General features: G+C 45.2%; 28 protein-coding genes. 16 read left to right on the forward strand and 12 right to left on the reverse strand.

Annotated elements, in window-relative coordinates; genetic code table 11:
* The first annotated feature begins 70 nt into the window (after positions 1 to 70).
* Both OGH69_RS05645 and prmC read left to right on the forward strand, forming a co-directional pair.
* The gene (locus tag OGH69_RS05645; protein WP_265173478.1) at positions 71 to 553 is read left to right on the forward strand and encodes a GNAT family N-acetyltransferase; all 483 of its coding nucleotides are present in this window, start codon (positions 71 to 73) and stop codon (positions 551 to 553) included.
* Positions 554 to 617: 64 nt separating this feature from the next.
* Entirely contained in the window at positions 618 to 1,466 is an 849-nt protein-coding gene (gene prmC / locus OGH69_RS05650) for a peptide chain release factor N(5)-glutamine methyltransferase (protein ID WP_265173479.1), read from the forward strand.
* 62 nt (positions 1,467 to 1,528) lie between these two features.
* Here the strand turns inward: prmC and OGH69_RS05655 are convergent, their stop codons facing one another.
* Positions 1,529 to 2,767, reverse strand: coding sequence for an ABC transporter permease (locus tag OGH69_RS05655; RefSeq protein ID WP_265173480.1), 1,239 nt, complete (start codon positions 2,765 to 2,767; stop codon positions 1,529 to 1,531).
* A gap of 179 nt (positions 2,768 to 2,946) precedes the next feature.
* On the opposite strand from OGH69_RS05655, the gene hisS reads away from it, so the two are divergent.
* Positions 2,947 to 4,371, forward strand: coding sequence for a histidine--tRNA ligase (gene hisS, locus OGH69_RS05660; protein WP_265173481.1), 1,425 nt, complete (start codon positions 2,947 to 2,949; stop codon positions 4,369 to 4,371).
* 59 nt (positions 4,372 to 4,430) lie between these two features.
* Here the strand turns inward: hisS and OGH69_RS05665 are convergent, their stop codons facing one another.
* The 3 genes from OGH69_RS05665 to OGH69_RS05675 form a co-directional block, all read right to left on the reverse strand.
* Positions 4,431 to 4,658, reverse strand: coding sequence for a hypothetical protein (locus OGH69_RS05665; protein WP_265173482.1), 228 nt, complete (start codon positions 4,656 to 4,658; stop codon positions 4,431 to 4,433).
* Between the two features lie 154 nt (positions 4,659 to 4,812).
* Positions 4,813 to 5,046: a hypothetical protein gene (locus OGH69_RS05670; protein WP_265173483.1), complete on the reverse strand. Its 234-nt coding sequence runs from the start codon at positions 5,044 to 5,046 to the stop codon at positions 4,813 to 4,815.
* Between the two features lie 154 nt (positions 5,047 to 5,200).
* On the reverse strand, positions 5,201 to 5,812 hold the full coding sequence (locus OGH69_RS05675; protein WP_265173484.1) for a hypothetical protein: 612 nt from the start codon (positions 5,810 to 5,812) through the stop codon (positions 5,201 to 5,203).
* Positions 5,813 to 5,923: 111 nt separating this feature from the next.
* Here OGH69_RS05675 and OGH69_RS05680 point away from each other — a divergent pair, with 111 nt between their 5' ends.
* From OGH69_RS05680 to ftsY, 10 genes are all read left to right on the forward strand, one after another.
* On the forward strand, positions 5,924 to 6,133 hold the full coding sequence (locus OGH69_RS05680; RefSeq protein ID WP_265173485.1) for a hypothetical protein: 210 nt from the start codon (positions 5,924 to 5,926) through the stop codon (positions 6,131 to 6,133).
* 41 nt (positions 6,134 to 6,174) lie between these two features.
* Positions 6,175 to 6,840 carry a M15 family metallopeptidase gene (locus OGH69_RS05685; protein ID WP_265173486.1) on the forward strand — a complete coding sequence of 222 codons (666 nt, stop codon included), beginning with the start codon at positions 6,175 to 6,177 and terminating at the stop codon, positions 6,838 to 6,840.
* A gap of 78 nt (positions 6,841 to 6,918) precedes the next feature.
* A complete protein-coding gene (locus OGH69_RS05690) occupies positions 6,919 to 7,695 on the forward strand; it encodes a 3'-5' exonuclease (RefSeq protein ID WP_265173487.1) in 777 nt (258 codons plus the stop codon).
* 12 nt (positions 7,696 to 7,707) lie between these two features.
* On the forward strand, positions 7,708 to 8,319 hold the full coding sequence (locus OGH69_RS05695; protein WP_265173488.1) for a fumarylacetoacetate hydrolase family protein: 612 nt from the start codon (positions 7,708 to 7,710) through the stop codon (positions 8,317 to 8,319).
* Positions 8,319 to 8,663, forward strand: a complete 345-nt coding sequence (locus OGH69_RS05700) for an Hpt domain-containing protein (RefSeq protein ID WP_265173489.1) — start codon at positions 8,319 to 8,321, stop codon at positions 8,661 to 8,663. Before OGH69_RS05695 ends, OGH69_RS05700 begins: the two co-directional genes overlap by 1 nt.
* Positions 8,663 to 9,910 carry a competence/damage-inducible protein A gene (locus tag OGH69_RS05705; protein ID WP_265173490.1) on the forward strand — a complete coding sequence of 416 codons (1,248 nt, stop codon included), beginning with the start codon at positions 8,663 to 8,665 and terminating at the stop codon, positions 9,908 to 9,910. Before OGH69_RS05700 ends, OGH69_RS05705 begins: the two co-directional genes overlap by 1 nt.
* Positions 9,911 to 9,989: 79 nt before the next feature.
* Entirely contained in the window at positions 9,990 to 10,226 is a 237-nt protein-coding gene (gene rpmB, locus OGH69_RS05710; RefSeq protein ID WP_054409746.1) for a 50S ribosomal protein L28, read from the forward strand.
* 27 nt (positions 10,227 to 10,253) lie between these two features.
* Positions 10,254 to 10,436 (forward strand): 50S ribosomal protein L33, encoded by a 183-nt coding sequence (gene rpmG, locus OGH69_RS05715; RefSeq protein ID WP_008253902.1) that lies wholly within the window; start codon positions 10,254 to 10,256, stop codon positions 10,434 to 10,436.
* Between the two features lie 9 nt (positions 10,437 to 10,445).
* Complete coding sequence (locus OGH69_RS05720; RefSeq protein WP_143373223.1) at positions 10,446 to 10,598, forward strand: DUF4295 domain-containing protein; 153 nt, start codon at positions 10,446 to 10,448, stop codon at positions 10,596 to 10,598.
* 95 nt (positions 10,599 to 10,693) lie between these two features.
* On the forward strand, positions 10,694 to 11,647 hold the full coding sequence (gene ftsY / locus OGH69_RS05725; RefSeq protein WP_265173491.1) for a signal recognition particle-docking protein FtsY: 954 nt from the start codon (positions 10,694 to 10,696) through the stop codon (positions 11,645 to 11,647).
* A gap of 319 nt (positions 11,648 to 11,966) precedes the next feature.
* Here ftsY and OGH69_RS05730 read toward each other — a convergent pair whose 3' ends face one another.
* A complete protein-coding gene (locus OGH69_RS05730; protein WP_265173492.1) occupies positions 11,967 to 13,040 on the reverse strand; it encodes a serine hydrolase domain-containing protein in 1,074 nt (357 codons plus the stop codon).
* Positions 13,041 to 13,129: 89 nt separating this feature from the next.
* On the opposite strand from OGH69_RS05730, the gene OGH69_RS05735 reads away from it, so the two are divergent.
* The gene (locus OGH69_RS05735) at positions 13,130 to 13,543 is read left to right on the forward strand and encodes a lipocalin family protein (protein ID WP_265173493.1); all 414 of its coding nucleotides are present in this window, start codon (positions 13,130 to 13,132) and stop codon (positions 13,541 to 13,543) included.
* On the forward strand, positions 13,543 to 13,839 hold the full coding sequence (locus OGH69_RS05740; protein WP_265173494.1) for a DciA family protein: 297 nt from the start codon (positions 13,543 to 13,545) through the stop codon (positions 13,837 to 13,839). Before OGH69_RS05735 ends, OGH69_RS05740 begins: the two co-directional genes overlap by 1 nt.
* 58 nt (positions 13,840 to 13,897) lie before the next feature.
* On the opposite strand, the gene OGH69_RS05745 is transcribed toward OGH69_RS05740, so the two are convergent.
* From OGH69_RS05745 to OGH69_RS05760, 5 genes are read right to left on the reverse strand one after another with little or no spacing between them, the layout of a single operon-like run.
* On the reverse strand, positions 13,898 to 14,317 hold the full coding sequence (locus OGH69_RS05745) for a nucleoside-diphosphate kinase (protein ID WP_265173495.1): 420 nt from the start codon (positions 14,315 to 14,317) through the stop codon (positions 13,898 to 13,900).
* A 52-nt stretch (positions 14,318 to 14,369) separates the two neighbouring features.
* Entirely contained in the window at positions 14,370 to 14,663 is a 294-nt protein-coding gene (locus OGH69_RS18255) for a type II toxin-antitoxin system RelE/ParE family toxin (RefSeq protein WP_372339331.1), read from the reverse strand.
* Positions 14,653 to 14,883 carry a hypothetical protein gene (locus OGH69_RS05750; protein ID WP_265173496.1) on the reverse strand — a complete coding sequence of 77 codons (231 nt, stop codon included), beginning with the start codon at positions 14,881 to 14,883 and terminating at the stop codon, positions 14,653 to 14,655. The genes OGH69_RS18255 and OGH69_RS05750 overlap by 11 nt, the downstream gene beginning before the upstream one ends.
* Positions 14,884 to 14,918: 35 nt before the next feature.
* A complete protein-coding gene (gene bshC / locus OGH69_RS05755; protein ID WP_265173497.1) occupies positions 14,919 to 16,508 on the reverse strand; it encodes a bacillithiol biosynthesis cysteine-adding enzyme BshC in 1,590 nt (529 codons plus the stop codon).
* Positions 16,509 to 16,557: 49 nt separating this feature from the next.
* A complete protein-coding gene (locus tag OGH69_RS05760) occupies positions 16,558 to 17,091 on the reverse strand; it encodes a hypothetical protein (RefSeq protein ID WP_265173498.1) in 534 nt (177 codons plus the stop codon).
* Positions 17,092 to 17,182: 91 nt separating this feature from the next.
* Between OGH69_RS05760 and OGH69_RS05765 the strand changes: the two genes are divergently transcribed.
* Positions 17,183 to 19,465, forward strand: coding sequence for a B12-binding domain-containing radical SAM protein (locus OGH69_RS05765; protein ID WP_265173499.1), 2,283 nt, complete (start codon positions 17,183 to 17,185; stop codon positions 19,463 to 19,465).
* Here OGH69_RS05765 and OGH69_RS05770 read toward each other — a convergent pair.
* Positions 19,462 to 19,848, reverse strand: a complete 387-nt coding sequence (locus OGH69_RS05770; RefSeq protein WP_265173500.1) for a hypothetical protein — start codon at positions 19,846 to 19,848, stop codon at positions 19,462 to 19,464. The genes OGH69_RS05765 and OGH69_RS05770 overlap by 4 nt on opposite strands.
* Positions 19,849 to 19,910: 62 nt before the next feature.
* The gene (gene rimO / locus OGH69_RS05775; RefSeq protein ID WP_265173501.1) at positions 19,911 to 21,242 is read right to left on the reverse strand and encodes a 30S ribosomal protein S12 methylthiotransferase RimO; all 1,332 of its coding nucleotides are present in this window, start codon (positions 21,240 to 21,242) and stop codon (positions 19,911 to 19,913) included.
* Between the last annotated feature and the right edge of the window lie 54 nt (positions 21,243 to 21,296).

Here is a 21,296-nt window from a genome sequence, read left to right on the forward strand (position 1 = left end):
GGTACTATTGGAATGCAATAACCAAAGTTACAAAGTTTCGCGGCGTTATCAAATTCATTAGTTTTGCAGCATGAGCCTAATCATTAGAAAAATTACCAAAGAAGATAATGCCGCTGTGGCAAAAGTGATACGCGACGTGCTGATTGAGCACAATGTGCCGAAGGTTGGGACAGCCTATGCCGATGCCTCGCTGGATTTTATGTTTGAAAAATATAATGAACCTCATTCCGCTTATTTTATCCTGGAAAAAGAAGGCAGGGTCATCGGTGGGGCAGGGATTGCTCCGCTGGACAATGGGCCGGCAGATACCTGCGAACTGCAGAAAATGTATTTCCTTTCAGAGGCACGGGGACTCGGGGCAGGCGCGCAGATGATTGAAAAGTGCCTGCGGCAGGCAAGTGATTTTGGATTTGCGCAATGCTACCTCGAAACCATGCCCTACATGCAGGCGGCTCAAAAGCTGTACCTTAAACACGGATTTACATATCTTGATGCGCCCATGGGTGATACCGGCCATAATGAATGCCCTGTTTGGATGTTAAAACAACTTTAAGTTTCCGGTCGCAGTCTCAGTTTTCGGTAACTGCGACTGTGACTGTGACTGAAAACTATTCTAAATGAAACTAAAAGACTACCGTACCTATTTCCTCGAAAAGCTGACCCCACTCTACGATGCCATGGAGGCGGAAAGCTTTTTCAGCATTGCCCTCGGCGAACTGAAAGGCTGGAAGCGAACAGATCTTGCCATGAACCCCGATGCGGTTTTGTCGGATGATGAAGCAGCGAAGTGGAACGATGTGTTGACTGAACTGGAAAAGCAAAAGCCCATCCAGTACATATTCGGCAGGGCGCATTTTTATGGACTGGCATTTGAGGTGAATGAAAATACCCTTATCCCGCGGCCGGAAACGGAAGAACTGGTGGAATGGATCATCAGGGAAAATGAGCATAAAGGAAAAATAAAGATCCTCGATATCGGCACAGGAAGCGGCTGCATCGCTGTTTCGCTGGCAAAGAATCTGCCCATGGCAGAGGTGTCGGCTATAGATGTATCTGAAAATGCGCTGGCTGTAGCCAAAGGAAATAGTGTTGCAAATGGTGTAGCGGTCAATTTCCTTTTGAAGGATATTCTCAAAACAGAAACGCTCACCGATACCTATGACATCATCGTTTCTAATCCGCCGTATGTGCGGGAGTTGGAAAAAGCAGAAATACGCCCGAACGTTTTGGAGCATGAACCCCATTTGGCATTGTTTGTAGCAGATAGCGACCCGCTTTTGTTTTACAGGAAGATAGCGCTTTTGGCAAAATCAGCGCTTGCGGAAAACGGCAGGCTGTATTTTGAGATCAACCAGTATTTAGGCAATGAAACTGTTGAAATGCTGGAAAGCTACGGTTTTAAAAGTGTAACGCTGAAAAAAGACATTTATGGCAATGACCGGATGGTATCGGCTATAAAGGGATAACGGGAATACTATCGTTTTGGCTTCCCCTCCAAAGGAGGGGAAGGGGAAGGGAGTCGAAAAACTTACTCGTAACGCAAAGCCTCCACAGGATCAAGGCCAGCCGCTTTAACTGCCGGCGCAAGCCCTGAAGCCAGTGTAACGATAAGTATGGTAACCAGTGCCCAAAATATCGCTTCCCAAGGCATAGGGAAGGAAATGTTTACAAGCAATGATACGCCTACGCCGCCAACCAGCAATCCCAGGATAATTCCGATAATGCCGCCCAAAAGACTGATGATAAGCGTTTCGGTCAAAAACTGCATCGCTATGGTCATTTTAGTAGCGCCCAGCGATTTGCGCACACCAATCTCCCTCGTCCTTTCGGTTACCGATACGAGCATGATGTTCATGAGCGCTATGGAAGAACCAAAAATGGTAATGATGCCGATAACCCAGGCTGATATGCTTAGGAACTCCAATTCCTCAAGCATTTGGCGCAACAGTTCGTCGCTGCGTTCGATGCCGAAGTTGTCTTCCTGCACCGGGTTGAGCCTGCGTACGCGGCGCATGGTGAGCTCCGCCTCATCTACAGAGGAGGAAAGCATGTCACTATTACCTATCGATACCTTTATTTCGTAGTCGATGTTGGGTGCGGTAAAAAGCGAACGTGCTACCTGTATGGGGATGATGAGCCTCAAATCCTGGCGGCTTCCAAAGGTGGAGCCTTTTTCCTTGAGTACGCCTATTACTTTAAAACGTGCCCCCCTTACGGACAGGGTCTTGTCAATAGGGTTCACATCTTTAAAAAGCCCTTTCTCAAAGTCCGATCCCACAATGCACACATAGTTATTGTTGCTGATGTCGAAGCTATTGAAGTTGCGGCCTTTTGTCGTTTCCAAGCCGGAGTTGGGCAGGAAGTTTTCATCGGCGCCTACAATCGTAATTTCGGGGTCGGTTTTCCTGTCGGCATATTTTACCTCCAGGTTGCTTCCTGCGGTAAACGACAACGATGTTGCCGCCGAAGGGTAGGTAAACTTATCCTGGAACTCCTTCGCCTGCGGGTAGCTGATGATGGGGTTTACCTTTACCTGGTCGTTCTCTATGCGCTGCGAAAAGTCGTATCGGGATATGGAAAAAGTATTGGCCCCCATCGAAGAGAAGTTGCCAGTGATGCTGCTTTCAAGCACCGCAACCGCGGCAAGTATGCCCACCAGCGCAAAGATGCCGATGCCGATGATGAGCACGGTTAGCGAGGTGCGGAGCTTTTGGCTCCTTATGGAATCGAAGGCTATTTTGGTATTCTCCCTGGCCAGGCTGAACATAGGATATTGTTTTATGGCACTAAAGTACATATTTCATTTTAGATTTCAGATTTCAGATTTCAGATTTGCCACTCAATCTCATAATATGGGCTAAGAGGCAGGAGTGAACTCAATCTGAAATCTAAAATCTGAAATCTGAAATCGCCTCCGTATATTTGCACAAACGTAATTCAGAAAAAATGGCACAGAAACCGGGCATCCCAAAAGGCACAAGAGATTTTTCACCAGCAGAGGTGGCTAAGCGTCAATACATAATGTCGGCGATAAAGCATCATTTTGAGACTTTCGGGTACCAGCCTATCGAAACGCCTACGTTTGAAAATTCCGAAACCCTGATGGGTAAATATGGGGAGGAAGGGGACAGGCTTATTTTTAAGATACTGAACTCAGGTAATTTCTTTTTCGATAAAAAGAAAATAGACCTCCCGCAATCTTTGGAAGAATTGCTGGTAAATTCTTCAGAAACCATTTCAACAGAACAATTAATAGAACTTAATAAGTTTACTGCAAGGATATCGGAGAAAGCCCTGCGATATGACCTTACAGTACCTTTTGCTCGATACGTGGTACAGCACCAGAATGAGATCGAATTCCCGTTCAAGCGTTACCAGATACAGCCGGTATGGCGTGCAGACCGTCCGCAGAAAGGCCGTTTCCGTGAGTTTTACCAGTGTGATGCCGATGTGGTGGGGTCAACCTCCCTATGGCAGGAAGTGGAACTGGTGCAGTTGTACGATAGCGTATTTACAACATTGGGTCTTAACGGTGCGGTCATCAAGATCAACAACCGCAAGGTGCTTTCAGGCATTGCCGAGGTTATCGGGGCAAAAGATAAACTGATTGACTTTACCGTGGCGCTGGACAAGCTGGACAAAATTGGCGAGGACGGCGTGAAAAAGGAAATGACAGAGAAAGGCATTTCGGCGGAAGCCATAACAAAAGTACAGCCGTTGTTCAGTTTTACAGGTACGATAAACGAAAAGCTGGACAAGCTGGCAGAACTCCTTGCTTCATCCGAAGAAGGGCTGAAAGGCGTGGAAGAGCTGCGTTTCATTTGCGATAATGTATTGGAAATAGGCCTTGGCAAAAGCGAGCTCGATCTCGATGTAACCCTTGCCCGCGGTCTGAATTATTACACCGGGGCCATATTTGAAGTTACAGCGCCAAAAGAAGTAGCCATGGGTTCCATTGGTGGCGGTGGCAGGTATGATGACCTTACAGGTATCTTCGGCTTAAAGAATATGAGTGGCGTGGGTATTTCTTTCGGCCTTGACAGGATCTACCTCGTGTTGGAAGAGCTTGGGCTTTTTCCCGCTACGGTGACAGAAACTACAAGGGCGCTGTTCATTAACTTCGGGAATAAGGAAGCGCTGTATGCCATGAAGGCCATAAACGAGTTGAGAAAATCGGGCATCAAGGTGGAAATGTATCCGGATGCAGCCAAAATAGGCAAGCAGTTCCAGCATGCTGATAAACGCGGTATACCTTTTGCTATCCTTACAGGCGATGCCGAGATGGAAAGCAATACGTTTACCCTGAAAGACCTGGCTTCGGGAACGCAGGAAAGCGTTAGCCTTGCAGGCTTGGCAGAGAGGATAAAATAAAAGTTTTATGCGGTACGGAAGGTAAAGCTATTTCCTGTTTATGGAGATTTGCGGTTATCTCAAATGTCCACTATCCTGACCTGGTTTTTTTGTACTGTCCCTGAAGTGTCTTCAATAATTTCAATTCCGAGGATTTCAAAGGGCCTCTGTATGGTTTCGTGTATCCTTATATAGTCGAGCGCAAGGGTATCGAAGCTCTCCGGGTGCAGCGCAATCATTACGCTGTCTGTTAATTCATTGTCGATAATATACTCCTGCATTCCTTCAAAACTCATCAATCTGTGCATATTCTAACTGTTTCGTATAACAGCTTGCAAATCACAGCAATCTCCATGTGTTTTGTATTATGCAATTAAGCAAAATACTTACAAAATTACCCATAAAAAAATCCCGGAGCTGCGTTCCGGGATATTCTTTTGTAAGATGATTGGAATTGTGAGGTTACTCAACTAAGTCCAGCACCTGCACCAGGTTTTTAGGAACACTGCCACTGTTATCCTGTACAATTTCGATACCAAGGATTTCGAAAGGGCGTTCAATCTGGTTGCCGTTAAAGTCGAGGTAATCCATTACCAAATCGTCAAAACTGTCAGGGTGAAGCGATAGTGCAACACTGTCCGTCAGTTCTCTTTCAATGATAAAATTCCTCATTCCGTCGTAAGTAATTTTTTCCATAAGCACATATAAGTTTAGTGAGATAAATGTAGGAAGTGTATTTGAAATAATCACAACTAAAATTGTTAAAAGTTAATATTTTAACATTGCGAAGCTTATTTGTTTGAATTAATATTTAAATTCTTGTTAAAATTAAATATTAACTTTCAAATTCTTACAGGAATTCGATGATGCCACCACCCTTATCGCCTGACTTAACTGTTTTATCTGCAGCATCCTGCCACCTGATGCCCGGAAATTTCCTGCTAAATTCAGGGATGTCGCGGCTATAAGCGCTTGATATAAACATTTTTGGTGAACCATGATCCACTTTATCTTTATAAGTAAACTCACCGATATAGGCAATTTCGCCCTTTTTTACCTCGAAAGGTATAGCAAATTTCCTGCTGGTGCTCACCATGCCTGTAGGGCCTATGTGGTCAAGGTAATTATAATGTGTAAAGGCGTAGTTGCCGGGTTCGGCTTCAATCACGAACAGGAATGTTTTTCTATTATTGAAGTCTCCCTCGAACTGCCTGCCATTGTCCCGCCCCGACTGCATCATGACCTTTCCGGAATTTCGTTTTATGAATTTTTTATCGCCTGATGCCGGCCCGTAAAAAAAGCGGTAAATGTCGTTCGCAGGCGTATCGCCTTCAAAAGTGATCGTGCCTATGGCGAGGCCTTTTTCCGATGATGATGAAAATGACTGTGGCGCGGTAGCAGTTGAGGAGGAGTTGCACCCTGCAAGCAATAGCAGGGCCAACAATAAATATAGTGTTTTCATGAATAGCGTTTAAAAAAGTAAAGATAACAAGGGATGCGGGAGTTTAGAAAATTAAGGCAGTTAATTAACACTGTTATTGTTTGCTTATATTTGGGTTGCTAAACACTGATTATGAAAAAACTCCTTTTGCTCATCGCATTCATAACGCTTACATCCCTAACCGTTGATAAGGAAGTGTATATCTGCCAAAGCAAGGGCGGTAAGAAATATCATTTTACAAAAGATTGCCGCGGCCTTTCCAACTGCAAGGCGGAGATAGTGAAGGTGAAGCTTTCTGAAGCTGAAAAGCAGGGAAAGACCCTTTGCGGGTATGAAGATTAGGCAGTGATTTGCTATATTTGTTTTATTCTTAAACCGCTCTGATGAAAATCCTTAAAGTACTATTGTTTACATCTCTGCTTGTGTTGCTTTGCGCTGCGGGAATGCGAAACCACGCCATTAAGTTATATACGCAAAGTGAGATTGCAATAGCAAACGATTCAGTAGATCCTATATGGGCTGAGGTGGATTTTGAGGCATCCCAAATGCTCAATCGCATGGCGTATGCCGATACCGCCAACTTCATGCATGCCAAAATTTATCCCTGCGCGCGCTGTTTCCTGCGCCCTGAAGTGGCCGAAGCATTAGATAAGGCCAATGAGATCGCTAAAGATAAAGGTGTAAGGCTGGTCATTTATGATTGCTACCGGCCGTACCCGTTCCAGCAGGTAATGTATGACATCGTAAACGACCCGCGCTATGTGGCCCCGCCGGGCAAAGGCTCTAACCACAACCGTGGTGCGGCGGTGGATATTTCGCTGGCCGACGAGAGCGGGGAGCTGCTTGACATGGGTGGTGCATTTGACGATTTTTCCGAAATATCGCACTACAACAGCGACAATGTCTCAAAAATTGGCAGGAAAAACAGGAAGCTGCTGCGCAACATAATGAAAAAAGCGGGTTTTACCCCGCTTTCCAGTGAGTGGTGGCACTTCGATTATAAGAAAGTGCGCTATGAGACCGCAAGTTTTATTTGGGATTGCCGGTAGTTTTAACAATAAAGAAAAGGAGCGTAATTCACATCTTTACGAAATTGTCCCGTATCTTTGTTTTCCTAATTTTTTTATATGGAACTGAAACTGCACAGGCCGATATGCTTTTTTGACCTGGAAACCACGGGTACCGACATCTGTAAGGACCGCATCGTGGAGATATCGATACTAAAGGTGTATCCGAACGGGAATAAGGAAAGCCGCACATGGCTGGTAAACCCCGAAAGGCCGATTCCGCCGCAAACTATAGCCTTTCATGGCATTACTGATGAGAAAGTGGCCAATGAACCTACATTTAAGGAACTCGCGCACCAGGTACACAATATCATAAAGGACTCTGATCTTGGCGGATATAACTCTGACCGCTTTGATATACCGCTATTGGCAGAAGAATTGCTGAGGGCAGGGGTAGACTTTGATATGAAGAACCGTGTTTCGGTAGACGTACAGACCATCTTTCATAAGAAAGAAGAACGCACGCTTAGTGCTGCCTATAAGTTTTATTGCGGACAGATACTCGAAAATGCCCATAGTGCCGAGGCCGATACCAATGCTACCTACGAGATACTCAAGTCGCAACTTGACAGGTACGACGACCTTGAGAATGACATAAAATCGCTTGCCGAATATACAACCCGTAAAGTGAATGTGGATTTTGCCGGCTTTATTGCGAAAGATAAGGATGGGGAAGAAATTTTTACCTTCGGGAAGCATAAAGGTGCAAAAGTAGAGAAGGTGCTGGACCAGGAGCCGGGCTACTATGGCTGGATCCAGAATGCCGACTTTCCGCTGTATACTAAAAAAGTCTTAACGGCGATAAAACTCAGGAAATTAAATAATAAATTGGCTTAAATTCAGCACAGTATGAAAATCATCTGCATTGGCAGGAATTATGCTAAGCACATTGAGGAACTACAGAACGAAAGGCCTGAAGAACCGGTTATTTTTATGAAGCCTGACACGGCGGTGGTGCAGAAGCAGTTCCCGTTCGTGATCCCGGAATTCAGCAGCGATGTGCACCACGAGGCAGAAGTTTTGGTAAAGATCAATAAGGTGGGTAAGTACATCGACGCAAAATTTGCCCATAAATATTATGACGAGATAGGCTTGGGTATCGATTTTACGGCCCGTGACCTCCAGTCTAAACTGAAGGAAAAGGGGCTGCCGTGGGAAAAGGCAAAGGCGTTCGACGGTTCGGCTGTAGTGGGGGAATTTATCCATAAGTCGGAACTGGGCGACCTTAATTGTCTTGATTTTGAGCTGACAAACAATGAAGCAGTGGTGCAGCAGGGCAATACAGAAAGCATGCTTTGGAAAATAGATGAAATCATTGCTTATGTATCGCAGTATTTTACCCTCCGCACAGGCGACATCATCTTTACAGGTACGCCCGAGGGTGTGGCAAAGGTGAATCCGGGCGATGTTTTGGAAGGGACTTTGCAGGGCAGGAAATTATTTAAGATACAGGTGAAATAATGGCAATTAATTACAACTTATCAAAGGTTTATGCGATCTCTGACAACGATGTGGAATTTGCCAGGCAAATCGTGGTGCTGTTTCTTGAGGAAGTTCCCGCCGAAATAAAAAATATAAAAAAAGGCTTTAAGGAAAAGGACTACACCAGGGTATATCATGCGGCGCATAAAATAAAGCCGACACTCGACCTGCTGGGTATGGACCTGGCGTATGAGGATGCGTTAGCAATAGAGTCATGGACCCGCGCCGAAGGCAAAAAGAAAGAGATAAAAGAAATTGTAAAAAGCCTTCGTGAACGTGTAAAGCTTACCGTAAAAGAACTCAGAAAAGATTATAGCCTCTAATGAAAGCAGCCATAGTAACGGTGGGGGATGAGATACTCATCGGCCAGATTGTCGACACGAATTCCGGATATATTGCCAAAGCGCTCGATAAGATCGGGATTGGTGTATATGAAATGCTGTCCATCAGTGATGACAGGATGCACATACTCAGCACGCTTGCCTTTTTGCAAAACCGTGTGGATGTGGTAATCATTACCGGTGGCCTTGGGCCAACTAAAGACGATATCACTAAAGTTTCATTGTGCGAATACTTCGATGACCACCTGGTGCGCGATGAGCAGGTGGAAGCCCATGTTATAGAGCTGTTTGAAAGGGTTACGGGAAGGACGGCGTCGCAAATCAACAAGGACCAGGCATTGGTTCCGTCAAGGTGCAAAGTACTTTTCAATACAGCAGGTACCGCGCCGGGCATGTGGCTGGAAAAAGGCAACACGGTATTTGTGTCGCTCCCGGGGGTACCTTTCGAGATGAAGGGTATCATGGAAACCGCTGTAATACCGCATTTGGTGGAAAAATTCGAGCGGCCTTACATTATCCATAAAACAATACTGACCTACGGGCAGGGCGAGAGCCATGTAGCAGAGCGCATCGAGGAATGGGAAGACAGCCTGCCGGACTTCATAAAGCTGGCCTACCTGCCGAGTCCCGGCCGCGTAAGGCTAAGGCTCAGCGCCAGGGGAACCGATGAAAATGCCCTGAAACAACGCCTTGCCGAAGAGACAGAAAAACTCAACGCGCTGATAGGTGACATCATCGTAGGGTTTGAAGAAGATGACACGATTGAAGTGGTGCTCGGGCGGCTCCTGGCCGAAAAAGGAATGACCATTGCCACTGCCGAAAGCTGCACAGGAGGCAGGATAGCACAGATGCTGACCGCTGCTCCGGGCTCGTCGGCCTATTTTAAAGGCAGTGCGGTAACCTATGCAACATCATCGAAAGTCGCCGTACTGGGTATCCCTCAGGAACTTATTGATCAACATTCCGTGGTAAGCAGCGAAGTAGCCGAAGCGATGGCTAAAGCGGCAAGGAAGGTTTTTGATGCTGATTATGCGATTGCGACCACGGGTAATGCGGGTCCTGCAAAAGGTGATGCTGATGCCGAAGTAGGCACCGTTTATATCGGTATAGCAACGCCTGATACCGTGTACAGCGAAAAATACAACCTGGGCCAGCCACGTGAAAAAGTGATTGAAAGGGCAGCAAACAAAGGGCTCGAAAAAATTTATAAGGAAATTTTAAAAAACTGATTGATTGTGTTTGCGTAATACTTTTATTTTTTGTTTCTTTGCACCCTGATTTTGAATAACGATATAAAAGCGAGAAATAATGTCAAGAGTTTGTGCCCTTACAGGTAAGAAAGCGATGGTAGGAAACAATGTTTCCCACGCTATGAACAAAACTAAAAGGAAATTTAGTGTAAACTTAGTGAAGAAGCGTTTCTACCTTCCTGAAGAAGACAGGTGGATAACTCTAAGGGTAGCCGCTTCTACTATCAAAACGATTAACAAAAACGGTATTGCCGCGGTTTTGAAAGAAGCCAAAGCTAACGGATTCATTAAATAATCCCGGCCGGATAAATATATAAGCACGATGGCAAAGAAAGGCAACAGAATCCAGGTAATTTTAGAATGTACTGAGCACAAGACATCTGGTGTTCCGGGTACTTCAAGGTATATTACTACCAAAAACAAAAAGAACACTCCGGACAGGCTTGAAATCAAGAAATTCAACCCTATCCTTAAGCGAGTGACTGTTCATAAAGAAATTAAATAATCAAGAGTCATGGCAAAGAAAACCGTAGCGTCACTACAGACATCTTCAAAGAGGTTAACTAAAGCTATCAAAATGGTAAAATCGCCTAAAACAGGTGCTTATACTTTTGTTGAGAGCGTTATGACTCCTGAAGAAGTGGATACGTTTCTTAAGAAGAAATAATTATCCCGAACCATATATAGAAAAGCTACTTTCAGATAAAGAAAGTAGCTTTTTTATTTTCTATATTTACCACTGGAAACAGACTATTTGCAACTATGAACTTTTTTAAGAAAATATTTTCTTCTGAAAAGAAGGAAACACTGGACAAAGGCCTCGAAAAAACAAAAACATCCTTCTTTTCCAAGCTTTCCAAAGCCGTAGCCGGAAAATCAAAAGTAGATGATGAGGTACTGGATAACCTTGAGGAGATCCTTGTGTCCTCGGATGTCGGTGTAAATACTACCCTTAAGGTCATTGAGCGTATTGAGGAGCGTGTGTCACGGGACAAATACCTTGGTACCGATGAACTCAACCAGATATTGCGCGAAGAAATCGCGGGCCTGCTGTCGGAAACCAATTCCGGAGAGGCAACAGAATTTGATGTGCCTGCCAACAAGAAGCCATACGTTTTGATGGTTGTTGGTGTGAATGGTGTAGGCAAGACCACGACCATAGGCAAGCTGGCCTACCAGTTCAAAAAAGCAGGACATAATGTAGTGCTTGGTGCAGCCGATACCTTCAGGGCGGCTGCCATCGACCAGCTGCAGATATGGGCGGACAGGGTAGGGGTTCCTATAGTTCGCCAGCAGATGGGAAGCGACCCGGCTTCGGTGGCGTTTGACACCTTGCAAAGCGCCGTAAGCCAGAATGCCGATGTGGTTATCATTGATACTGCAGGCCGCCTTCACAATAAGATCAACCTGATGAACGAACTTACCAAAGTGAAAAAGGTGATGCAGAAGGTCATTCCCGATGCGCCTCACGACGTACTTTTAGTACTTGACGGTTCTACGGGGCAAAATGCCTTCGAGCAGGCTAAGCAATTCACTGCCGCCACCGAAGTGAGCTGCCTTGCTGTTACCAAACTCGACGGCACAGCCAAGGGTGGTGTTGTTATCGGCATCTCCGACCAGTTCCAAATCCCTGTTAAATATATTGGCGTAGGCGAAGGCATCGAAGACCTACAGGTATTTAATAAGCATGAATTTGTGGATTCGTTCTTTAAGTAATGCAGCAAAGGGACAGAAAAATAATTGCCATTGTTGTTTTGGTGATAGCTATAATCCAGCTTTTAATTGTAGCTGTGCGATATTTGCAATCATGCTATAACCTAAGTAATCCTTTAATTCCGGATAGCCTGTTGACGGGTATCCGGAATTATAGTTTTGTTATGATGGGTTGCTATTTTGTAGTGATAGTGTTGATGGCAATCTACCTGAAAACTAAAAAGCTGTTTTGGGTGTTTCTCATCAGTTCCGTACTTATACTCTCAGGAGTATCATTGTTTACACTGCAAATTCAGAACTATTTCATGAATCATTTGCTTTCTTAGTCGATCACAGCACTAATCTTCTCCCACAAGTCTTCATCAAACCCGGATAGCGCCCAATTCTCCTCATCGGCGGCATCGCCCATACGGATGATCACCATTTTTTTAGAAGGGATCACGTAAATTTTCTGGTCGTTTTTGCCTAAAGCCATATACATATCGGCCGGGGCGGTAGGAATAAGTTCGCCATTGAATTCAAACTGCGTTTGCGGCATGTGGTAGCTTTCCTTTCCATTAAGCCACCATAGGTACCCGTATGACTTATTGATGTTCTGAGAGGTAGTTGTCGCATCGGAAAAATAACCGGCATTGATGATTTGCTGGTTTTTCCATTTTCCGTTATTCAAAGCAAGCAATCCAAATCGGGCCATGCTGCGGGCAGTGCTCCAGTATACGCTAAGGTCTTCACCGCTTTCCAGCCAGGTTCCTGTCATGCCCAGCGGTGTTTTTATTTTGGCTGTAAAATAGTCGTTCCAGCTTTGGCCTGTAGCTTCGGCAACCACATCCTGCAATTTTACATACACATTGTGGTAAGCCCAGCGTGTGCCGGCATCGGCTTTGTATTCCAGGTTTGCAGGCGATACGTCATCACCATTGGCGTCATCCAGACCGGAGGTCATGGTAAGCAGGTGGCGGTTGGTTATAAGGTTTTCTTTTGCCAATGGTGCACTTGTCCAGCCTGTACCCAAATAATCCGAGACCTTGTCATTGATATCCAAAAAACCTTCCTGTTCAGCTATGCCGGTAACGGTAGCGGTCAGGGTTTTTCCGGCACTTGCCCAATACCATGGCGTTGTGGCCGTATGGCCGTTAAAGTATTCCTCCATCACGATTCGGCCATTGACGAGTATAATGAATGAGCGGCTGTGTTTTAGCTCAAGGTAATCCAGCAAAGGCTGGACAGCAGCCTCATTCCAATTAAGCGTTGCCCTGTCTTTGGTTTCCCATACATCCGTGCCGTTATCGGGGAAGTACATGGCTTCGGTATCGGGGTTTTCTTGGGGTGTTTCACTATCAGAAGAACTGCAACCTACAGTAATCACGGTCAGCAGGAACAGGAAAGTTTTTTTCATGGCTTGTTTTTCTCTTAGACTTTAAAAGTATAAAATAGTTTAAACCGTTGATCGAAATATTGAGTAATTTTACGCTTCAAATTAAGAGGATGAAAAAGTTGATATTGCTGCTGGTTTTAATTACTGCAGTTTCGTGCGGTAAGGTATCGGAAGATAACTTAAAACACCTGAACGGCTACTGGGAAATACAGGAGGTCGTGATGCCGGATGGCTCACATAAAGATTATAAGGTAAACCCAACTATCGATTATTTCGAGCTGAAAGGCAAGGAGGGCTTCCGTAAAAAAGTGATGCCGCAATTTGACGGTAAATACCTGGCAAATGACGTTTCGGAAAAGATCGTTATTGCCGAAAAAGAAGGAAAGACTTTTATTGGCTACACTACGCAATATGCGAAATGGGAAGAAGAAATATTATCATTGGATGAAGACGAACTTGTTGTTAAGAACAACCACGATATGGAGTATCATTATAAGAGAGCAGAACCTTTTACAGTAAAATAATGGCAAAGCGGCTGAACGGGGAAAATAGCATAAGCGACGTGCTGAAGGAATTCATGCAGGCCAACAACCTGCAGTCCGGCATGGACAAGATCGATGTGCGCGATGCCTGGAAGAACCTCATGGGCAATGGCGTGAATAACTACACGCGCGATGTAATGCTTAAAGGTACGACGCTGTATGTAGAACTGACATCGGCGGTACTTCGCGAAGAGCTGAGCTATGGCAAGGAAAAGATCGTAAAGATGATCAATGAAGAACTGAAAAGGGAAGTGGTAACGACTGTTGTACTTAGATAAATAAAAAAATGCCGCTCAAAAAGCGGCATTTTCATATAGTGTGTTTGCTTGTCCTGTATTAGAACTGCTCCCTGCCTGCAAAATGGAAAGCGCTTTCGATAGCGGCATTCTCATCGCTGTCAGAACCGTGAACGGCATTCTCGCCCACAGATTTAGCATATTTTTTACGGATAGTGCCTTCGGCAGCATCAGCAGGGTTAGTAGCGCCGATAAGCGTCCTGAAATCCTCAACAGCGTTTTCTTTTTCAAGGATGGCAGCTACGATTGGACCCCTTGACATGAATTCAACAAGTTCGCCGTAGAAAGGCCTTGCACTGTGAACAGCGTAAAATGCCTGTGCGTCAGCAACTGTAAGCTGCGTAAGCTTTAGAGATACGATCCTGAATCCTGCTTCAGATATCATTGATAAAATACCGCCGATGTGTCCGCCTTCAACAGCATCCGGCTTGATCATTGTAAATGTCCTGTTAGTAGCCATAGTCTTTTTTAAAATTTGGTGCAAAAATAATCGTTTTTACATCAAATCCATATTATTTACTAGGTTTCTTTTTAGGATTTTGCGAAGTGTGGAAAACTGCTGCTATAATTACAATGTCATCAACGATTTCGTAAATGATAATATATGGAAATACCGATAGCTTAAGCTCCCTCAGATTTTTAGATTTTACAGGGAACAGATATGGGTCTAACAAAATGTATCTGACAGCATTCTTGAATTCGATAAAAAATCGTAAGCCAAGATCATGTTGTTGTGATTCGTAGTAGTAAAAAGCATCATTGATATGAATTTGGGCTACACGCGAGATAACCTCTTTAAAAGCCATATTTCTTTTTCATATGTGCTTCAAAGTCTTCTAAAGACATTCCTGTTGAGGGATCCCTAAAATATTCTTCCCTGCTTTCCATTGCGATTGATAGTTGCTCATCGGTAATGGAAATTCTTTCCGATCCAGAGAGAACATAGTTTATCCTTTCCAGTATCTCCGGATCATCAACCTTATCGATGGCCATCTTTAAGCGTTCTTTTTCTTTAGCGATATTCATGGCGTATAATTTATTCCATAAATGTACAAAAATTATTAAAGCACCACTACATTAAACTCCTGCTCCAGAGGCTTTAGCCGCCTGAATAATTCCTCCAATAGCTTGCCGTCAAACTCAAGGTAGAACTCTGCAAAGTTGGCCTTGCGCTCCTGCAGGCTGTTGTTTGGGAATAGCTCATTCTGGATGGAGGTAATCCGCCCCAATTCATCGGCATGCTTTCTTTTTTCGGCTTTTAATAGGCGTTTCTCAAGGTTTTCAAGCCCCTTCAGCTGTTTTAACTCCTGTGCCTTTACAGCGCCGGTAAACGATACGTCTGTTTTTTCAGCCATGGCCGAAAGCTTTTCAAACTGCGCTTTCAGGAACTCCTTCTGTTCGGTGAAGTCAAGTTGGAATTCCGAAAAAACCTGCACTTTCCGGTTCACCAGGTCCTGTTGTTTCGAGAACATATCCGCCCACGTCAATCCGAGCCTGTCCAGTTTGTCGGCCTGTTTTTGCGTAGCCAGCACTACCGAATTCCGTAGCAATACTATTGGAAAAGTAACTCCTGCGGCTTCGAAATACGACTTCAATTCCAGCCAGTAGGCCAATTCACCGCCACCGCCGATGTAGCATAAGTTGGGCAGTATCACTTCCTGGTACAGTGGCCGCATGATAACGTTAGGGCTGAATTTTTCAGGGTTGCTTTCCAGTAGTGCCAGCAGTTCGGCTTCTGTAAATTTCAGTTCCGTATTATTCACGTAATAAGTACCCTCCTGCAAAATGATACGTTCCCGTATATTGTCCTCAATGTAAAACAGGTTGATTTCCCTGGGGTTGACCTGGATTTTATACTTTTTCAATGATTCTGATGCCTCAGCGACTTTGTGGTGCGAGGTTTGGTGCAGCAACTCTTCTTTTACATGGGGCATGAACAGCCTTTTCAGTTCGGGCGTGTCCGCATCGATGATCACTAAGCCGTATTCACCAAAAATTTCATTGGCCAGGTAGCGAGTGGCATCGGCAAGGTTGGCGTGCTCGAGGTAGGCTTTTCTAAACAGTGACTTCAGCCACTCCGTGTTATTGCCCGGCCCGAGTTCCTTACTGAAAACCTCGAGTACGGCATCAAGGCCATTGTTAGAAAGCCGCCCTACAGGCCCTGAGCTTTCGCGCGGCCAGGTAATCTTTTTATTTTTAAAATTGAAGTAATTGATTTCCTCAAAATCGTGGTCTTCCGTTGCCATCCAGTACATAGGTACAAAGTTATACTCAGGATATGCGACCTTTAATTCTTTTGTCAGGTTGATGGTCGAAATAATCTTGTAGAGGAAATACAGCGGCCCGGTGAAAAGGTTGAGCTGGTGGCCGGTGGTTATGGTAAAGGTTTTGCCGTTGCTCAGTAACTGTATATTTTGAACAGTGAGCGTTGATGCATTAACGGCGTTGTATTGCTGCTGTAGGGCAGTAACCAGTACACTGCGAAATTCAGGGTTATAATTTCCCTGCTTTTCTTCTATCTGTAGCTTAAAATTTTCAAGGGTGGGGAAACGGTTGTACAGCGGCTTCAGGTTATCTTTTTGGTCGAGGTAATCATTAATTAGCGGGGTAAAATATCCTGAGCTCTGGAAGCTGGTACAGTCTGATGGCATTGTAATTTGTTTTGTGTAAAATTACGGAAAAAAGGGATAGGCAGGGTTGTTATTCTTGCTGAATCCATTTGTACTCACCCTTGTCCAGGTAGATAATGCCCCCACCACACGATTCTACCATGTGTATGTATATTGCGTCATTTGGCAATGTTATCCAGTCCTTTTCCGGTATTTCTTCTATATCTATAAACTCACCATTTTCGTCTACATTATTAACGTATTTTTCGCCTTTTGGTGCCTTTTCAAAAATTCCTGCCCAACTAATGTCATCAAATCCTTGTCCCACAACTTCCCTGCCCATACCAATAGTGTCAGTTGTTTTATTAGCGTATACAATCCGGAAGCCTTCCTTTTTGTTTACAGGATCGGTTATAATTATTACGCTGTCTTGCAACTTATCTCCGTCAAGGTCAGCAATAATGTAGTTAGGCCTTTTATAAATATCTTCCGTATTTTCAGCTGTCTTAATTGAATCGGTTTTTTCTTCTATAGTTTCTTTTATAGAAATATTTTCTGTATGTTCCTTGCGACAGGAGGCGAGTGTTGAGAGGGTTATTGTAGCTAAAACAAATATACTTCTCATAGTGATAAATTATTATAAGTAAATATACCCAAAATCCCTTCACTTCCCAATCCCGAAAATATCCCCTACCTTTGCACTTTAATCCACTATTTTGAACACCAAAGCCCTTTTAATAACACCGCCCTTCACACAGCTCAATACGCCTTACCCGGCGACCGCCTACCTGAAGGGTTTCCTCAATACAAAGGGCATCGCGTCCTTCCAGGCCGACCTGGGCATTGAAGTTATTTTAAAGCTGTTTTCAAAGCAGGGATTAACCGATTTATTTGGGGAGATTGAAAGAAATTCCAAATCACAAATCCCAAATCACAAACTTGAGGAACGCGATGTCAAATCGAGCGCAGTCGAGATGTCACAACCCAAAACTCCGAACTCTCAACCCCGAACCCCAAACTCGGAGCGCATCCTCGCCCTGAAAACCGAATACCTCAAAACCATTGATCCTGTAATGCTCTTCCTGCAAGGCAAGAACCCCACACTGTCGCACCTGATATGCAGTGAAGACTTCCTGCCCGAGGCTTCGCGGTTTACGCAGCTTGAGGAATTGGACTGGGCTTTCGGCAGCATGGGCACACAGGACAGGGCAAAGCACCTTGCCACGCTGTACCTTGAGGACATATCCGATCTTATTGTAGAGTGCATCGACCCACATTTTGGCTTCAGCCGCTATGCCGAGAGGCTCGGGCGCTCGGCCAATTCATTTGACGAACTTTATGAAAGCCTGCAACAGCCGTACACCTATATCGATAAGCTGCTGGTTGAATTGCTGCAGGAAAGGATGAAGGAGGTCAATCCGCAACTGGTGTGTTTCTCGGTGCCGTTCCCCGGTAACCTGTATGCGGCTTTCAGGAGTGCACAGTATATAAAACAGCATTTCCCCGGGGTAAAAACCGTGATGGGTGGTGGCTTCCCCAATACCGAATTACGCTCGCTGGCCGACAAACGCGTTATGGAGTTTTTCGATTTCATTACGCTCGACGATGGCGAAGCGCCTATCGAATGCCTCATTGAGCATATCGAGGGCAGGAGGGAAGTGTCAGCACTAAAACGCACGTTCACTCTCGTGGATGGGGAAATAAAATACATCGACAACTCCGGTTGTAAGGACTATAAGCAATCCGAAGTAGGTACGCCCGATTATTCCGATTTATTACTCGATAGTTACATTTCGGTTATCGAGATTGTGAACCCCATGCACCGCATGTGGAGCGACGGCCGCTGGAACAAGCTCACCATGGCACACGGATGCTATTGGGGCAAGTGCACATTTTGCGACATATCTCTTGACTATATAAAGATTTACGAACCTGTTGCGGCCCGGCTGTTGGTCGACCGTATGGAGGAACTGATTGCCCAAACCGGGCAGAACGGCTTCCACTTTGTGGACGAGGCCGCGCCCCCTGCACTAATGCGCGAAGTGGCGCTGGAGATTCTCCGACGCAACCTGGCCGTAACGTGGTGGACCAACATCCGCTTCGAGAAAAGCTTTACTGCCGACCTGTGCCGGTTGCTTAAGGCTTCGGGGTGCATTGCGGTATCAGGAGGGCTGGAAGTAGCATCAGACAGGCTTTTGGAACTGATACAGAAAGGAGTAACCGTAGCCCAAGTAGCCCGTGTGACCCGCAACTTTACCGAAGCAGGCATCATGGTGCATGCCTACCTGATGTATGGCTTCCCAACGCAAACGGCCCAGGAAACCATCGACTCCCTTGAAATGGTGCGCCAGATGTTCGAAACAGGCATATTGCAATCGGGGTTCTGGCATCAGTTTGCCATGACCGCGCACAGCCCTGTTGGGTTGTATCCCGAAAAATTCAGTGTGGTGAAAGACAGCGACATTGTGGGCAGTTTTGCCAACAATGATATCCTGTTTACCGACAACAGCGGTGCCAACCACGACAAGTTCAGTTTTGGGCTGAAAAAATCCCTGTTCAACTATATGCACGGGATATGCTTTGACTACCCGTTGCAGGACTGGTTCGAATTCAAGGTGCCGCGTACCAAGGTGCCGGAGGATTATATCTATGCTGTATTGCAGGAAGACGACAGCCTGAACATTAAGCCTACCGCAAAGCTGGTCTGGATGGGAGGGAAGCCTGTAATTTCTTATTTTACAAAAAGCAAAAAAGGCAGGTCATTTGAAATGGCAGAGCTGGCTTTACACGATAAGAAGGAAAGCTATTCCATCCAGGTTTCCAAGGAAAACGGCGATTGGCTGGCGGATTTCCTGGAAAAGGCTTCTGTGCAAAATACAGGAACCACTACTTTCGCGCAGGCGAAAAAGGACTATGAGAGCACTCAGGAAGATTTCGAGCTGTTCTGGTACAGCAAGCCTGTCAACACGCTGAGGGAGTACGGCCTGCTGGTGCTTTAGAATTTCTTGGATTCCTCCATTTTGGTGTAAATCTCGGCCTGGTCTTTAGAAAGCAGGGGGAGGACTTTTTTGTATATCCTGTTAGAAATATCACGGGCTTTGTCCGCCCTCACGTCAGACATCATCTCGCGGTCTTCACTCAATTCAGTTATAGCTGTCCTTTCGCCTTCAAGGATATCTTTTACTGCGGCCTTTTGGAAATCGTCCAGTTTAAGCTCCTTTGTCAGGTAATTTACCGACTGTTCTACAAAATCATAGTTTTTCTTATCCTTTTTAGGGCGCTTGTATTGCTCACGGGCTATGCTCCGGTTTACCTGGGCATAGGTTGTTGCGGAGAAAAAGAATGCGAAGAATAACAGTATGTAGGTAAGTTTCAGTTTCATGGGGAATTAATATTCATCAAACTTAATAAAAAAAGCTAAAGTCTCCTTTAGCTTTCCAAATATTATGCCTCAATTTTTATGTCTGCCGGAATGCCGTAAAGGTCAAACTCAGTAGCATCAGTAATTGTAATATTTACAAACTCTCCGGTTTTCAAATATACCTGCGTAGCGTCGATAAGGACTTCGTTATCCACATCAGGGCTGTCAAATTCAGTACGGCCTACAAAGTGGCTGCCTTCTTTCCTGTCGATGATGCAGCGGAAGGTCTGGCCTATCTTTTCCTGGTTGAGCTCCCAGGATATTTGCGATTGTATCTCCATGATCTCGTTGGCACGCTGCTGCTTCACTTCAGCAGGCACATCATCCTCAAGCAGGTAGGCGTGTGTGTTTTCTTCGTGGGAATAGGCAAAACAACCCAGGCGCTCAAAACGCATTTCTTCCACCCAGTTTTTAAGGATTTGGAAATCTTCTTCCGTTTCGCCCGGATAGCCTACAATCAGTGTAGTCCTGATGGCAATGCCGGGAACGGCCTGCCTGAACTCTTTAAGCAGCTTCGTTGTTTTCTCCTGTGTCGTGCCACGGCGCATCGACTTCAGTACGCTGTCGCTGATGTGCTGCAATGGTATATCAATGTAGTTGCAAATCTTTGGCTCGCGGTTCATTAATTCCAGTACATCCATTGGGAATCCGGACGGGAATGCATAATGCAGCCTTATCCACTCGATGCCTTCTACTTTCACTAAGTTTTCAAGCAGCTCTGCCAGGTTACGTTTTTTATAAAGATCCAGGCCGTAGTAGGTAAGGTCCTGCGCAATAAGTATCAGCTCTTTTACGCCATTGCGCGCAAGGCCTTCCGCTTCCTTAACCAGTTTTTCAATAGGCTGCGAAACGTGCTTGCCCCTCATTAAAGGTATGGCACAGAAACTGCATGGGCGGTCGCACCCTTCGGCAATCTTCAGGTAGGCGTAGTTTTTTGGGGTGGTAGTAAGTCGCTCGCCAAGCAATTCGTGCTTGTAGTCGGCTCCCAATGCTTTCAGTAATCCCGGGAGTTCGGTGGTGCCGAAATACTGGTCTACATTCGGGATCTCTCTAATAAGGTCCGGCTTGTAGCGCTCTGAAAGGCATCCGGTTACAAAAACCTTATCCACAATGCCCTGTTCCTTCTTGTCAACATAGTTCAGGATCATGTTAACCGACTCTTCTTTTGCATTGTCAATGAACCCGCAGGTGTTGATCACAATAATATTACCTTCCTCATGGGCGGGCGCTTCGTGGGTTACGTCCTTGCCGCTTGCACGCAGCTGTCCCATCAGCACTTCGCTGTCGTACACATTCTTGGAGCATCCCAAGGTGATTACATTGATCTTATTCTTCTTTAACGATTTGGTTCTCATGAAGTTGAAAATTGGAGTGCAAAATTAATATAATTTATTGACAGATTGGCTATT

The sequence above is a fragment of the Flavobacterium sp. MFBS3-15 genome (genome assembly GCF_026107645.2).
Lineage (GTDB): Bacteria > Bacteroidota > Bacteroidia > Flavobacteriales > Flavobacteriaceae > Flavobacterium.